This is a genomic window from Pedobacter sp. HMWF019 (genome assembly GCF_003061025.1).
Taxonomy (GTDB): domain Bacteria; phylum Bacteroidota; class Bacteroidia; order Sphingobacteriales; family Sphingobacteriaceae; genus Pedobacter.
Map to the genome: position 1 here is coordinate 21,918 of NZ_QAIL01000288.1, position 16,353 is coordinate 38,270.

9 protein-coding genes are annotated in these 16,353 nt (G+C 47.0%); 5 read left to right on the forward strand and 4 right to left on the reverse strand.

Translation table 11 applies throughout. The features are described from left to right. Positions 1-5: 5 nt before the first annotated feature. From DBR11_RS16505 to DBR11_RS16520, 4 genes are read right to left on the reverse strand one after another with little or no spacing between them, the layout of a single operon-like run. Positions 6-770, reverse strand: coding sequence for an alpha/beta fold hydrolase (locus tag DBR11_RS16505; protein ID WP_108553752.1), 765 nt, complete (start codon positions 768-770; stop codon positions 6-8). Beyond that, positions 758-1,060 (reverse strand): acyl carrier protein, encoded by a 303-nt coding sequence (locus DBR11_RS16510; protein WP_108553753.1) that lies wholly within the window; start codon positions 1,058-1,060, stop codon positions 758-760. Before DBR11_RS16510 ends, DBR11_RS16505 begins: the two co-directional genes overlap by 13 nt. Next, positions 1,048-5,280, reverse strand: coding sequence for a type I polyketide synthase (locus tag DBR11_RS16515; protein WP_108553754.1), 4,233 nt, complete (start codon positions 5,278-5,280; stop codon positions 1,048-1,050). Before DBR11_RS16515 ends, DBR11_RS16510 begins: the two co-directional genes overlap by 13 nt. Before the next feature lie 2 nt (positions 5,281-5,282). Continuing rightward, complete coding sequence (locus DBR11_RS16520) at positions 5,283-12,272, reverse strand: type I polyketide synthase (RefSeq protein ID WP_108553755.1); 6,990 nt, start codon at positions 12,270-12,272, stop codon at positions 5,283-5,285. Positions 12,273-12,633: 361 nt separating this feature from the next. Between DBR11_RS16520 and DBR11_RS16525 the strand changes: the two genes are divergently transcribed. The 5 genes from DBR11_RS16525 to DBR11_RS16545 form a co-directional block, all read left to right on the forward strand. Next, positions 12,634-13,782, forward strand: a complete 1,149-nt coding sequence (locus tag DBR11_RS16525) for a hypothetical protein (protein ID WP_108553756.1) — start codon at positions 12,634-12,636, stop codon at positions 13,780-13,782. Between the two features lies 1 nt (position 13,783). Continuing rightward, positions 13,784-15,241, forward strand: a complete 1,458-nt coding sequence (gene ricT / locus DBR11_RS16530; protein ID WP_108553757.1) for a regulatory iron-sulfur-containing complex subunit RicT — start codon at positions 13,784-13,786, stop codon at positions 15,239-15,241. Then, positions 15,228-15,716, forward strand: coding sequence for a gliding motility lipoprotein GldH (locus DBR11_RS16535; RefSeq protein WP_108553758.1), 489 nt, complete (start codon positions 15,228-15,230; stop codon positions 15,714-15,716). Before ricT ends, DBR11_RS16535 begins: the two co-directional genes overlap by 14 nt. A gap of 18 nt (positions 15,717-15,734) precedes the next feature. Further along, on the forward strand, positions 15,735-15,941 hold the full coding sequence (locus tag DBR11_RS16540) for a DUF6266 family protein (RefSeq protein ID WP_146186558.1): 207 nt from the start codon (positions 15,735-15,737) through the stop codon (positions 15,939-15,941). Between the two features lie 150 nt (positions 15,942-16,091). Next, the coding region (locus tag DBR11_RS16545) for a hypothetical protein (RefSeq protein WP_146186559.1) at positions 16,092-16,353 on the forward strand (262 nt) is incomplete at its 3' end.

Consider the following 16,353-nt stretch of genomic DNA (forward strand, 5'->3'; position numbering starts at 1 on the left):
AAGTTCTATTCATTTTTAAAAAATACAGACATTCGGGTTCCAACACTTACCGGATCCTGGATGGGGATATTATGGTCGCCCGCAACCTCCTCTAAAACGCAGGATCCAATTTGTTCCTGCAATCGCCTTCCTGCTCCAAGACAATTGGAGGCCGAGCCATATAAAAGCAAGGTTTGCTGTGAAATGCCAGAGAGGGCTGCGGTTTGGAAAAAATCCCGTTCCGCCAGCATATCACTTTTAATACTGGTCTGGTGGAACAGGTATTCGTACATCCGGTGGTTGCGTTCCATTTGCCTTTTGCCCATTTTCACTTTCGTCGTGTCGGTAAAATTCTGCACATAATGCTCCAGGAACTCCCTGCTGTAATCGTCAATAATATCTCTTGTTTTATCGTCATTGGGGTCCGGGGCTTCAATCACGGCAAGCCGGCCGATCATTTCAGGAAAACGCAGCGCCATTTTTAAAGCGATCAGCCCCCCAAAACTATACCCGGCAAGGTGCACCTTAGAAAGACCAAGGCTGTTCATCAGGGCCAGCAGGTCACTGGTCATACTGTCCAGATCATAGCCCGAGGCGGTCCTTTCACTTAGCCCATGACTTTTCAGGTCATACATCACCACATGGAAATGCTGCGCCAGTAAAGGAGCAATATTAAAATAATACACAGAAAGGTTGCTGAACATGCCATGCACCAGCAAGACCGTTTCTGCAGCCCCTTTGTTCAGCTCCTGGATATGTACTTCCCGGTTGTTGATGTTTAGGATTGGCATTGCTCTATATAGTCGACAATGGTGCCGAGTTTCAGGTTGATCAATTCGTCCAGGTCCATGTTAGACAGCCATCCGGTAAAATCGATCTGATCCCCGAAGTGTGCTTTTATTTTTTCAGAGAAGGAAACGATCTCTATACTGTCCATTTCCAGATCCTTTGTAAAGGAACTTTCCATAGAAATGTCCATTTCTTCTGCAAATTCTTCCCCGATCACCTCGGTAATAAATTGCTTCATCAAATCAAAGATTTCGCTGCTGTTCAGTTTTGCTGTTGATACTATTGTGTCCATCCGATGATATAGTTTTTATGTTTTATAGTGTATATGAAAATGTCGTTGATCCGGAGTGCTTCTCCTCTGATCTCTTCTATAGTGTAGGCTTTTGGATTTCCCTGCAGCCCTTTGCCGAGGTATTTTCCATAAGCTTCTTTGGCTACCCAGAAGCGGGTGGCCCATTCATTTTTTTCTTTGCCGGCAAGCAGGGCCTGTTCTGATTCAGAAAAGACCATTTCATAAAAGCCCTGGCTCCGCTCTTCAATTTGCTCTATGTCTATACCCACGGGGCTGTTGTACCTGGCGATGCCCACGGCATCTGTTCCCTTATGTGCAATAGAAATCTGGATGCCCTCTGTTCCAGGGCCGGTTACATAAGGCTTGCGGACCTCGTCAGAGCCTATTTCCAGTTCAATCGGATAACAGGCCAGCTGTTTTTCCCGGTTCAGGAGATTCCTTACCGCGTCTTTAACGGCCACCCGGCTGATCAGCCATTCCTTTCTTTTGTTTGGCAATAAGGAAGTATGGTGCTTTTTCTCTGTCTGGTTGAAATAACGTTTTAAAATGAAATCCCAGGAAACCACACGACTGTAAGCCTGATGGAACATAAAAACTCCCGGTGCGATTTCTTCAGAAAGACGGTTGTGCAGGGGCGACATCGAAACCCGCCATAAGGCCTCATCAATCTCCAGTCTTCGGTTCTGCCAGCCCGTAATAAGGGCCCAAACCTGATCATTCCTTTTGATCACGAAATTTCCAGTTGCAAACTCATCGTTCAATTCGGTGAGCTGACAGGTGCATTCAAAAAGGCCTTGCTGATCGGAAAGTTCCCCAAAGAATTCAATCTCCTGTATTTTTACCGGGAAGGCAATGCGGTCTTTCTGAAGGGTGAGCTGCAGCCATAAACCAAAAAGCTGCCCGGCATTGTCCAGTAAAGAACCTTTACCCGCAGCACCCTCGATTATCCCGGTAATGCCTTTTTCGCCTACGGCGACAAGGCTTCGTATTCCCTGGTAACCCGGTCCATGGAACATAAGTTCTTCATAGATCTGTTCCGGGGTCCTTTGAATATTCAGGTTCCGGCCAATATCAAACTTCAGAGCCGGAACTTCCGTATGCTGAGCAGAAAGTAAAACCTCTGCCTGGGCAAAACGCTCCAGGCGAAGCGAGGCCAGTTCCTGGCTCTTCCATTCGCCAAGAACCCTTTCCTGGAAAGGCTTTGCCACATTCATCCATTGAAAAACCTGGATGTTCAGGATCTTTTGCACTCTTTCTCCCGGCGATTGCTCTGCTGCAATTTCTCCAAAAAGCTCAAAGATCATCGTCATTGGGATCACCGGATCCATATCTTCAACAACCGGCCATCCTTTGGGCTGCCGGAGTAAGGCATGGTCCACCAGGTAAGGACAGTTTTGCAAGTTCACATCCAGATCTTTAAAGAAAGGGATCCGGGGTGTTTGCGGAACAAGGACGTGATGGGGCTGATCGGGCCTGTTTTGAAACAACTGCAGCATTTCAGACTGCAGGCCTATCATTTCCTGCATATTTTCCTGGAAGGCACGCATCACCGGATCGGCAACGTCTTCCAGAAGGACCTCCTGTTGGTATACCCGACCTTCCGGGTGCCGGGCCAGTTTTTTAAGCGCAGCCATATGGCTGATCAGTGGCAGACCCAATTCCAGCCTGATCCCTTTTGCCGGGCTAGCCGGATGTTCCGGATAACCCATAAAATCAGGGTTGACCAGACGGCCTTCTACAAAAAGAGCCGCCACTACCCGTTGAAGCTGGGTCAGACCTGAACGGATCGGCACATTGGAAGAGATGGTGCTGAAACTCCTACCCTTTAAAGTATCGTCGATGAAACCAACCAGCCCGCCAGAACCTACCTGTATAAAAACCCTTGCACCATGTTCATACAGGCGTTCGGTCAGTTCACGGAAACGTACTGGCTGGATCAGGTGTTCCACAATGAGCTGCCGGATGGCTTCAAAACCTTCCGGATAAACGTCAAGGGTGGTGGCAGACCATAAAGGAATGCTTGTTTTTTTAAATTGCATCTGGTTCATGCCTTCCAGCATGATCTCCAGTTTATCCGCCACAAAAGGAGAGTGAAAGCCGGACTGAAAAGGCAGGATCTGGTGAAAGATCTGCCTGCTTTTCAAAACCGGAACCAACTCTTCAAGAGCCGTATTGGTTCCGCACAGGATCACCTGCTGCGGGCAATTGTCGTTGGAAAGGTAAAGATCTTTGATATTGGAAAGTAGATCTGCAACCTGTTCTGTTCCACAACCCAGAGCAATAAACCTCGAGTCTTTAAGCTCAAAAGTTTCCGGGTTCAGATACTGGAGCAACTGTAATACAGAAGACTCCTCGGTGAGTTCGGAAGACCTCGCGGCCAGCCACTCTCCCAAACTATGCCCGGCATTCATTGCAGGCAGGATACCCAGCTGCTTCAATGCAGTGTCCAGGATACGGCTTTTATCTAATATTTTCAGGGCCTCGTCCAGTAAACCTTCCGTTTTGCTGATGTTTTGCCGGGACAGGTTAAAATGTGTAGCCACACTGTCGATTTCGCCTCCCGCAAGGCCATCCAGACCAGGGAAAACAAAGGCAATTTTTCCACCATTGAGCAACAGAGGCTCATTGGTATACCATATATCTTGTTTATTGCGCCAGGTCTTGTTCTTGGTGGCAATCTTGAGGGCTTTTTGCAAGCGTTCCGGGCTGGGGTCAAAGACCGCTATGCGGTATGAACCTTCGCCAGGATGCCGATCCCCGAACTCCAGTGCCTTCAGCAAATCCTGATGGTTTTGTCGGGCCAGCAACAATACTGCATCCCTTTTATATCCGGGGGCAGGCGCTCCATAACTTTGCAATACAGCATGGGCATTGATCCCGCCAAAGCCAAAGGCATTTACTCCCGCAATCTGGGGCAAACCAGAGTCTGCCCAGTTTTGAGCTTCCTGAACCGGTGTAAAGCGAGTTTCTTTAATTTGGGCAGAAGGATTTCCGCAATGCAGTGTTGGAGGAATAATGCCATGATACAGTGCCAGAGTGGTTTTGATCAGGCCAGCCATACCCGATGCAGGCATGGCATGGCCAATATTGGATTTCACAGAGCCTATCCCTGCTTTAGGTAAAGCAGGGTCATTTCCGAAAAACTGAGCCAGGGTTTCCAGCTCTGTTTTATCACCCAAAGGTGTACCAGTTCCATGCGCTTCAATATAGCCTATATCCTTGGCTTCAATCCCTGCGTGTTCCCAGGCCTGAGTCATGGCTTTGAGCTGTCCTTTTACAGAAGGACTCATCACACTGGTCCCGCTGCCGTCACTGCTCACACCCACGCCTTTAATCACGGCATAGATCCGGTCTCCGTCTTTCTCCGCATCTTCCAGCCGTTTCAAGACCACAAAACCACAGCCTTCACCAATCAGTAAGCCATCGGCACCAGCGTCAAAAGGACTGATCTTTCCTTTTTGTGAAAGTGCACCCAGCTGTGTAAAAATACTCCAGAAGGCCGCATTCTGACCCACATGAACCCCTCCGGCCACCACCATATTGCAACGTTTGGTCCGGAGTTCCTGCAAGGCATGATCTACGGCAATCAATGAACTGGCACAAGCCGCATCCAGTGTATAAGCAACGCCGCCCAGGTTTAAACGGTTGGCAACTAAAGAAGCCACCAGGTTTGGAATCAGTCCCATGGCCGTATCCGGACCAAAACGTCCTTTTCGGGCCTGGAATTCTTTTTTGACCTGTTCAATCTCTCCGGCGCTCAAATGTGGCAACAGATCCCGGAGCACATGGGCAATCTGTTCCCCCGTACGCACAATTTCAATAGCTCTGGTCGCACCAGGACCGGTATAGTTTCCTTTACCAATGATAATGCCGGTCTGGTCCAGGGCGCTGTTTTTTCTGAAAACACCCGCATCTTCCAGGGCCTTATGCACCAGACTAATGGTGAGCAAATGGTCCGGCTCGGTGCCTTCAACGGCTACAGGAAGGATACCAAAAGCGGCCGGATCAAAGCTAAAGTCCGGAATAAAGCCCCCACGGTTACAGTAAAACCGATCTACACCGGTCGTGTCCGGATCAAAATGCACCGGGTCAATGCGATCTTGGGGAACAAGCTGCGTGGAATCTACCTTATTTATAATATTTTGCCAGAAGGCCTCTGCATCTGCCGCGCCCGGGAAGATGCAGGACATTCCAATGATGGCAACGTCTGTTCTGTTCATACCTACCAGTTGCTTCCTGCCATGATCAGTACCTGGCTTTCATTTCCGTATTTTAATTCATTGACAAAGGTTTCCATTCCATCCTCCAGCGGGATCATAGAAATACCCCTCCGTTCATATTCTTTTTCCAGACTGGCCGAAACCATACCCGCACCTTTCCATGGCCCCCAGTTGATCGCCATCACCTTACCACTGATCTTTTCTTTCAGTGCCCAGGCATACCTGTCCATCACGCTGTTTGCTGCAGCATAGTCGGTTTGCCCGCGGTTTCCATAAACTGAGGCAATGCTGGAGAAGAAAATAACAAACTGGGTTTCCGGACGTAACTGCTCAGCCAATACCCTTAAAGGGGTAACCTTGGTATCGAATACCCGCTGGAAAGAATCCAGGGTTTTGCTATGGAACAATTTATCTTCCAGCAAACCTGCACCATGGATAACCCCGTCTATGCGGTCGTATTTCTGGTAAACTTTATGGATAAAACTCCTCAGTCCTTCTTCATCCCGCAAATCAAGTGCAGTATAATCAACCACACAGCCACTTTGTTCCAGCGCTGTAATGGTTTGCAGAATCTGGTTGTTTTTATAAATTCTGGAGGTTTCCAGTTCTATTTCTGCGGGTTTTCTGCTGTTGCCCTGCCGGATCAGAAAACTTCTGATCTCTTCTTTGCTTTCCAATGCAGCATAAGCTTCCAGACCATTCTGACGAGGGTCAGGAGAACGGCCCACCAGAATATACCTGCAAGGATGTTCCTGTGCAAAATGGAGCATCAGTTTTGAAGTAATGCCCTGTGCACCGCCCAGCACCAGTACAACACCATCTTTATCCAGTTGAATCGGAGAATCTGCCGCATGGCCGGTAACCAGTTCAGAAGGAATCAGGTCGAGGATCTGCCTGTTGCGGCCATCATAGATAACCTCAGAAGGCGCATCCGGATTTAAGATTTCATTTAAAGTGATGCGGGCGATTTCTTCAGCCTGCATTTTGGAGGTGAGGCTCACCAGCCTGCATTTGGTGTTTTCGTATTCCTTATCCAGACTTTTAAATAGACCAGAGTAACCCTGGAAATGTCTTAAGGTGCTGATGTCAGAACCTTCGTTCCAATGGCCTTTGGTGTCGGAAATTAAATATACCCATTTCAGTTCCTCCAGGTCAATTGATTTGATCATGCCCAGATGATCGATCAGACTGTTCTTTTTGGGTGCAGAAAATAAGTTCAGCAGGATAATACCCTGATAACCTTTTAAAGGATCATTTAAACGAACAATATCCACTACTGCGCCATGTTGCTCAAATAAGGCTTTGATCGCAGGGGCTTGTACACCCTGATCATCCGTTATCGCAAATCGAAGTCCTCGGATTCCGGAAGGCTCTGCATTCAGGAGTTCGGAAGGAATCAACTCAAAGCGGAGCCTGGACAAGCTTTCTTTTTTACCGGAGCTTTCTTCAGAGGCTCCGGTGCCCGACTCCGCAATCCAATCGACCAATCCGTTCAGGCTTTTAATGGAGGCCAGTTTCTCCATGATGTTTTCATCGGCATCTTCTCCCTGGTTAAAACCGATCTTTACCTTTAGTTCGCCAATGATCTCCATCCGTTTAATGGAATCAATACTTAAATCTGCTTCCAGGTCTAAATCCAGACCAAGCATATCCTGCGGATAACCTGTTTTTTCACTCACTATAGCCAATAGCACCCCGGTCAGATCTTTTTTGCTGAAAGCCATCGTGGCGTTTGGTTCAATGGTTTCTGTCTGTTCCTGCGGGCTGGTCTGTGCATGTTCTTTGATCCAGTTGACCAGGCCGTTCAGGGTTTTAATGCCTGCCAGCTGCTCCATGAAAGAATCTGCATTTTCATCGCTTGTACTGAAGCCACCCAGTGCTGTTCTTAAAGCACCTATGATTTCCATACGTTTAATGGAATCTATACTTAAATCAGCTTCCAGATCCATTTCCATGCCCAGCATTTCCTGCGGATAGCCGGTTTTATCGCTCACCACTTGCAGCAAGACCAGTTTAACATCCAGGTTTTTTGCCGGCGGTGCAGATTGTGCAGCGATCGGTTGCGGAGCCGGGTTCGCAGTGGCCGGGCTTTGTCTTAGAGGCACTTCAGTTTTATTGGTCACCTGCTGGATTTGGGCTGCCTGCTGGAAAAAAGAAGGCTGGCCTGCTGATGGGTTCTGACCCAGGAAAGAGAGCATCACATCCCTTTGGGACTGGATCATCATCTTCATGGTGTTCAGGTATTCCTGCATCATTTGTTCGGCAGGATTCGATGGGATATATATCGTTTCTTTTTTAAGGGGTGTATCTTTCATCTTCAAAGGTTCTGTGATGGGTAAAGCACCATAGGCGGGCAATTTCCCTGTAGAAGGAACAGCATGCTGACCATCTACAATCCATACGGAGGGTTTTTTCTTGTATTGATCCGGTTGTTCGAGATCCAGTAAGCGGGCCTCGCGGCCTTCAAACAGTTTCTCCAGACGGACCGGACGACCTGTAGCCATATAATCCGCAATGGTGCATAATAAATGTGTGATCTTGTTGTGTCCATTGTCTTCCGCATGAAGCAGCAATTCTTCTTTACCCAAACAGTTTTTCGCCAAGGCACTTAAAACCTTGCCCGGACCCACCTCTATAAAGATCCTGGCCCCGTCAGCATACATCTGCTGTACCTGCTCTACAAATTTCACGGGTTTTACCAGGTGTTCACACAGTCTTTGCTTCACCTCTTCCCCTTTTACCGGGTACAGGCCTGCTGTGGTGTTTGACCAAACCGGGCGTTCCAGAGTATTGAAACTGACCTTATCCAGGACTTCCTTATAGAGTTCTTTAGACCGGGCAACAATAGGACTGTGAAAAGCACAAGCCACTTCCAGACGTTTAAAAGAAATTTTGGCTGTTTTCAGCGTCTCACTCAGTTTTTCTATCGCAGGCGTTGTTCCCGCCAAAACCAGCTGTCCTGGCGAATTGAAATTAACGGCATATATATCCTGCAGACCATCAATAAATTTATAGATATCCTCTTCTTTACAGCTTACCGCGATCATAGCACCGGTGTCCTCACCTTCTACGGCTTCCAGGATAGCTCTGGCCCGTTGTTCGCTCAGATGGACCAGCTGATCCGGGTCAAAAGCACCGGCAAAACATAGGGCTGGAAGTTCTCCGTAACTGTGTCCGGCCACCATATCTGGTTCTATACCCAGGTCTTTGAGGAAATTGGCAATAGCCAGATCTACAATGCCCAACAAGGGCTGGGCCATTCTGGTGTCTTTGATCCGTTCTTTCTGTGCCTTAAGGGCTGCGTCGTTAAACACTGCATTCGGAAACAGCACTTGTTCATATGTGCTGTGGCCTTTTAATAAGCTGCGCATGGCTGGAAAAATCACAAAAAGATCGCGGGCCATATTGATCCGCTGACTGCCCTGTCCGGGAAACATAAAGGCCACTTTGCCTTCCGTTTTCCGGGTAATATAGGTGTCCTTGCTTTCTACGCCAGATAGAGCCAGGTCAATTTTCATGATCAGGTCTTCATCCCGGTCGGCCACAATACTCAGTTGTACCGGCTTGCTGCTTCCTGTGGCCAGGCTAAAGGCGATGTCTTTTAAACAGATGTTGTCATTTCCTTCCAGTAAGGTTTTTACTGCACTCAACTGTGCGCTGGCTTCTTCATAGGTATTTCCTCTGAACACAAAAAGCTCAGATGGCCAGGATTGCAACACCGCTGAAGGCTTTGCTGCAGGACCGCTTTCGATCACCGCGTGGAAATTAGTGCCGCCAAAACCAAAGGCACTGATGCCCGCGTAGCGTTTCTCTTCCATCCACAAGCCTGCCTCCGTATGGAAAGCGAAAGGACTAGTGGCCGGATTATAATAATTGTTTGGATTTTTGAGGTGGATGGTCGGAGGCTTTACCCCGTGGTGTACCGCCAGGGTAGCCTTGATCAGGCCAGCCAGACCAGCAGCACATTTGGTATGCCCGATCTGTGTTTTTACAGAACCCAGATGGGTTTGACCAGCGAGGGCCCCGGATTGGTTCAGCATGTCGGTCAAAGCACTGAGTTCTGTCTTATCACCCACTACCGTACCTGTTCCATGGGCTTCTACCAGGCCAAGGACCGCCGGAGAGATCCCTGCCTGATCATAGGCCCGGGCCAGAGCTTTCACCTGTCCGGATTTTCTTGGGGCAGTAAGGCCCAGGCTTTTTCCGTCACTGGAACCACCAATGCCCTGTATAACTGCATATATTTTATCGCCATCCCGGATGGCATCTTCTTCACGTTTCAAGACCAGCATGGCTACCCCTTCACCAAGGGCAATTCCATCTGCTTCTGCATCAAAAGTGGCACATCTGCCTTTACGGGAGAGTGCATGCGTGCTGGAAAACATCAGGTAATCGTTAATTCCGTTATGGAGGTCTGCTCCACCTGCCAGTACCATATCGGATTTTTCTAAAAACAGTTCCTGGCAAGCCAGGTCAAGAGCAGCCAGTGAGGAGGCACAGGCGGCATCAACCGTAAAGTTTCTTCCACCCAGGTTCAACCGGTTGGTGATGCGCCCCGAAATGACATTGGCTAAAATCCCAGGAAAGGAATCTTCCGTTGTTTTAGGAAGGGCAGCATCCAGCTCTTCGGGCATTTCTCCAAAGACCTGTTTGTAAAATCCTCTGAAGCTATAACTGTTGGCCAGGTCGTTTCCGCCTTCGGCACCAATGATCACCGACACATTCTCCGCATTGAAATTCCCGTCTGTATAGCCCGCGTTTTCCATGGCCTGCTTGGCCACCATTAAACTCAGGAGTTGTGTAGGTTCTATCGCAGCCAAAGACTGCGGCGGGATACCATATTCTAACGGATCAAAATCTATTTTAGGAATAAAACCACCCCATTTGGAATGAGACATATCGCCAGCAGTGGATTCCGGATTGTAATACAACTGCTTGTTCCAGCGTTCATCAGGCACTTCAGTTACGGCATCCTGTCCCAGGACAATATTCCGCCAGTATTCTTCTATGTTCTTTGCACCTGGGAAAATACAGGCCATGCCCACAATAGCAACATGGAGGGATTTCTCTTTGGCTTCGGGAGGTGCAGGAAGTATGGCTTTTTTTATATAGGTATAGTTTCCTTCCGCTACATCTTTATGCAGGTCAAGGATAGAAATTACTTTGTTCCACAAGGCGGCCACCTGGCCAATCATATACATGCCCAGGTTCAACTGGCCTTGCTCGTCAATAGCCACCAGTTGGTCGCCCTGACGTTCAATTCCTTTCGCGGCTATACGCAAACGGCCCACATTTAAGGTTTCCAGTTTGGCCCAGATTTCTTTTTTATCTACACCAGCTTTCAGGAGCCGCTGTTTCTCCTGGTTAAAGAACAAGGCAAAATTTGAATTCAAACAACGGGTCTCGTGACCCGGCGCGGTTTCCAGCAATACAGTATCATCAGATTGACAAGCCTGCTCCTGGAACTGCTCCTGGATAGCCCCGGACTGTACAACTTCCTTGGTATATAAGTAAGCAGTACCCATCAATACACCTACCTTTACGCCTTTGGCAGCGATAGAAGCAGATAGGACTGCAACAAAAGCAGAGGATAGCGCATCGTGGATGCCTCCAGCAAAGAAAACGCTGATTTCTTCGGGCTTATCCTCCTGAAGTAGCCTTTCGATTTGCTTTTCCCAGAGAACCATACTAGATAATGGCCCCACATGGCCCCCGCATTCACGGCCCTCAAATACAAACCTCCGGGCACCCTCTTTCAGAAACATATCCAGGAGCGATACCGAAGGCACATGAAGGAAAGTTTTGATGCCTAATTTTTCCAGAGGTTTAGCCTGAGAAGGCCTGCCTCCAGCTATAAGTACCACCGGTGGCATTTCTGCTTTAATATATTCTAATTGTTCTTCGCGTAATTCGGCCGGGGCAAATCCCAGAATTCCTACACCCCAGGTGCGGTTACCAGAACGTTGTTTGGTTTCCCTGATCAGTTCTTTGGCCTGCTGGCCCTTGAGTAAAGACAGGGCAATAAAAGGCAAAGCACCGGCTTCTCCCACGGCCTGGGCAAAAGGAGCCACATCACTTACCCGGGTCATTGGACCTTGTGCAATGGGGTAGGTAATCTGAAGATCTTTTGCCAGGGCATTATTGGGCCGGATCACATTTAAGGATTTGGCCTGGTTTAGGTGACCGTAGATGGCCTCCTTAAATCCAAAGACCAGTTTACCCAGCTTTCCGTAACGTGTTGCCAGATCTGTGGCCAGCGCAATATCCTGTCCCATTGGAAGGTAACTTTTCTCCAGGTCAAAATCGTTAAAATAAGTGCTGAGTGTTTCTTCAGACACATCCTCTGGCAGCGCAGGGGAGTTTGGACGTGCCAGTACTCTGTAACGACCGATCAGTTTGGTTTCGTTACCATTGAGTTTTTCACAGACCTGTTTGATCGCAGCCGGAGCAGTACATTCCGGAAACAAGGCCAGCTGACTGTCCAGCACGACACCTGCAGCCCCGCAAGCCACTAACGCAGCGGCGGTATGACTACCCACGCCCCCCTGAACATAAACAGGGATATCCTTGATTTCCTGGATGACGCGCTGGAACAAAATATAAGAAGATTCATAGCCCACCAGGCCTGCACCTTCGTTACCTTTTACGATGATTCCATCAACCTTTTCTGCCAGGGCATGTCGGGCTTCTTCCAGGTTGTGTACCTGGTAAAACAATTTAGTGTCTTGTTGCCTGGAGATGCTCAGACCATAAGGAGCAATAACCAGCTGTGTTTGAGCCGGTAACTTCAGATCTTTAAGATCAGTATTGCTGAAGCAGACACCGAAACCTGCAGAAGATGTTGCAGCCAGCTGTTCCAGGGCCTCCTGGGCCAGATCTAGGTTTCTACCCAAATGAAGAACGGGAAAAGCACCTGCTTTTTCAAGGGCAAGTACGAGTGATAGATCCGGTTTTTCAAAGGGTGTTATTCCGATTATCAATGGGGTTTTCATAAGTAGGGAGGATTTTGTAGGGTTTTAAGGGGTTTTTATAGGGGTTTTTAGAGCAATAATTCAAGGTGTTATGTTTTTTCTGGCGAAAAACATCAGGATTTTTTATAAAAACACCTTAACGTTGAAAAAAAACAGGCTGTGTTAAATAATTGTTACCAAATTTTTAGAAAAACAGTTAATCGTGTTTGCCCTGTGCTTTTATAATAACAAAACTAGGAATCAAAAAAGGGATAACCTTTTTTTCTGGCATAATGAACAAAAAGAATAAAGCAGGTTTTAGTCACCAATGCGTGACAAGTCTCTAAATGGAGCAAAGCAAGGTAGGGCTGAAATATCTTAAAAAATCACTATTTTGCACCCAATGCAATTCAAAGAGATTACCGGACAAGAAGCCATAAAAGAACAGTTGTTGCAAACTGTTGCAGAGAACAGGGTGAGCCATGCACAGCTCTTTCTTTCCTGCGATGGTAGTGGGGCATTGCCATTGGCCATTGCCTATGCGCAATACATTAATTGTCTGGATAAAACCCCTACAGACAGTTGCGGGGTATGCTCTTCCTGCAGAAAATATGAGCGTTATATTCATCCGGACCTTCACTTTTCTTATCCGTTCTTTGCGTCAAAGGATGTCAGAATAGCGGTTGATGTGCTGGACGAATGGAGAAGTATGCTGCTCGAAGATCCTTATTTTGACCTCGATATCTGGCGTTCCAAATTGAATGCAGAGAACAAACAGGCCAATATCAATATTGCCGAATGTCACGACATTATCAAAAAATTAAGTTATAAAGCTTTTGAAGGGGAGACGAAAGTCCTGATCATGTGGCTTCCGGAATTTTTGGATAAAGAAGGAAATTCCCTGCTTAAAATTATTGAAGAACCACCTAAAAACACCTTGTTTATCCTGGTGGCCAATAACCAGGAGCAAATCTTGTCGACCCTGCTGTCAAGGACCCAGATTGTAAAAATTCCTAAATTATCGGATGCAACCATAGAAAATTACCTGGTGGAAAAGCATGGATTGAGCCAGCAACAGGCCACTGAATATAGCTTCCTGGCCGACGGGAATTTAATAGAGGCCAAATTGCTGGTAGAGCATACCCAGAACGATCATGCCGATAAATTTGCAGAGTGGCTGCGGATGGGTTATGGAAACCGGGTCTTGGACCTGATTGGTTTTACAGAGCTGGCCGCTGGCTGGGGAAGGGAAAACCAAAAGAACTTCCTGAAATACGGGATCAGCTTTCTCAGAGAATGCAGCTTGTTGCTGAGCGGGGCAGAAGATCTGGTAAAACTTCCGGCAAGGACCATGGACACTGCAAAAAAATTATCTGCGCATGTACTGAGTTTAAACATGGCTGAGGCCATCATTTCTGAACTGGAACTGGCGCATTACCATATAGAAAGGAATGCAAATCCTAAAATTCTGTTTTTAGATGTATCTTTACAGCTAGTCAAAATAATTAAGTTTAAAACGCTCCCGAAAGGGACTCAATATATATATAGTTAATATGGGATGTGGAAGTTGTTCGACGGGTGGCGGTTGTGCCCCTGCAGGCTGCAAAAGTAATGGCTCTTGCCTTACAGGTGGATGCGGCAAAATGGAAGTATACGATTGGCTGTCTAATTTGGATATGCCATCAAATTATGCTCCTTTCCCGGTTATCGAAGTTAAATTTAAAGGCGCAAGGAAAGAGTTTTTCCTGAACAGCGACAATATATACCTGGAGATTGGCGAACTGATTGCCGTTGAAGGACCAACCGGAGGATACGATATCGGTCATGTTTCTTTAACCGGTGAACTGGTGAGGACACAGATGAAACGTCGTAAAACCAATATGGACCAGGTGACCAGAAAAGTTTACCGCAAGGCAACAGAAGCCGACGTGGAGAAATGGAAGGTGGCTAAGGATATGGAATGGGAAACGATGCATAAGGCCCGTAAATTAGCTTTAGACCTTCGTTTATCGATGAAAATCAGTGACGTGGATTACCAGGGGGATAAGACCAAAGCGACTTTCTTCTATACGGCAGAAGGCCGTGTGGATTTCAGGGAGCTAATTAAAAAAATGGCAGAAACCTTCAGGATCAGGATCGAAATGCGCCAGATCGGGATGCGCCAGGAAGCTGGAAGACTGGGTGGAATCGGCTCCTGCGGGCGCGAATTGTGCTGCTCTACCTGGCTTACGAATTTTAAAACGGTATCTACAGCTGCGGCCCGGTACCAGAACCTGTCTCTCAATACCTTAAAACTTGCCGGCCAGTGTGGTAAGCTGAAATGCTGTCTGAACTATGAGCTGGATACCTACCTGGATGCCCTAAAAGACATTCCGGATAGAATTGACAGTTTACATACTGAGGTTGGTGTGGCACGTCACCAGAAAACAGACATCTTTAAAAAAGTAATGTGGTTCAGCTATGCCAATCAGGAAGACTGGATCCCATTGAAAGTGGATCGGGTAAAAGAGATCATGGCCATGAATAAAAAAGGCCAGAAACCAGTCAATTTAAAAGAAGAGGCTGTTTTCTTGGCTACGGCAGCGGTGGTTGAAAAGGTACACGATTATGAAAATGTGGTTGGACAGGATAGCCTGACCCGTTTGGACGAGAAGAGAAAACAAGGCAACCGGCAGAAGAACGGTGCTCCGCGCAACAATAACAACAACAGAACGGAGAAAGCCGGACGTCCTGGACAACAGCAACAGGCAAAAAATAAACCGGAACAAAGCAAAAAACCAGAGCAGGGCAAGAAGCCAGAACAGGTTAAAAAACAAGAGAACAGAAGACCGGAGCAACCTAAAAAAGCACCAGGAGAGGGTCAAAAACCAGCTAAAGTACCTGTAGATCCGGCAATAGCAGGGCAAGCTCCGGCGGCAACAGGTCAGCCTTCAGCGAGCAGGAACAGGAATAGAAATAACCGCAGACGTAACAAGCCATCATCGGATAAACCTAAAAATGAAGCAGAATAAATCCCTGGTTTTTTCTTTATGGAGTATCGCTTTACTGGCGGTTGTTTTATGGAGCGGTTGCACCACCAATAATGTCACTGATCTGAATGTGTCTATGGACCAGCACAGGTGGAGTTATATCAATAAGGTGAGTGCAACCGTAGACATTAAAGATCCTGCAAAAGCGTATAATATCTTCTTCAGATTGCGACATACTGCAGATTACAGGTATTCGAATATTTACATCTTATTTCACCTTAAACCAGCGGGGGGTAAAAAAGTTACCCGGAGGTACGGGTTTAAACTGGCCCAGGCAGATGGGCAATGGCTCGGCTCAGGCTCTGGTAATTTATTTACGTATACCTTTCCCTTGCTGACTCAGTATCGTTTTCCCGCTGCAGGGAAATATGAACTGGTAATGGAGCAGAACATGAGGGACAATCCTTTACAGGAGATCAGCGATGCCGGAATCACCGTAAGCACTGTAGAACCTTAAACTGATTAAGTTTCTTGTTTGTTAGCATTGTTGCTGGCAATTGATTTCAAAGGGCAGCAGGCTGTGCATGTGAATATAGGGGCATTTAGAAGCTCAGGAACAGAGGTTGTTACGTTGAGGGACAAGCTGGTGGGCCAATCTGTACATGTCTATCTGGGCTTTGTGGCAAAAGATCGGTCAAGGCAGTCCAGTAGTCAGTATTTGGGTGTGCTGGATCAGTGGTAGGGGTGTAATGAATATGATCTGTTCAAGTACTTGCTCTAATATATAAACGTTTGATATTTCTCTTTTGTTTCTGTTGTTTAGTTTATGTGTAAATAGTGATATTTTAAATTACAAAGTATACATTGGTATCCTTAACCAATTAAAAACAGTATGGGAGATTATTTAGCAACAAGAATTTTTCTGGAATTCTCTGCTGATATTGTGTCCGTTGACGCAGTACAAACAATTACAGGCACCTCAAAAGATAAGTTTGCGTCTACAATTATTGGAAAACCAGATCTTTTCAATTGCGAAGAGACCAATGGAAGGTATATATGGAAGTTAAAGCCTGAGATTCTGGAACAGCATTTATATCCTTTTTTAAAGGAATATTATAGGGATGCTTGTAAGGCTAACCCGAATTATTTAGAGG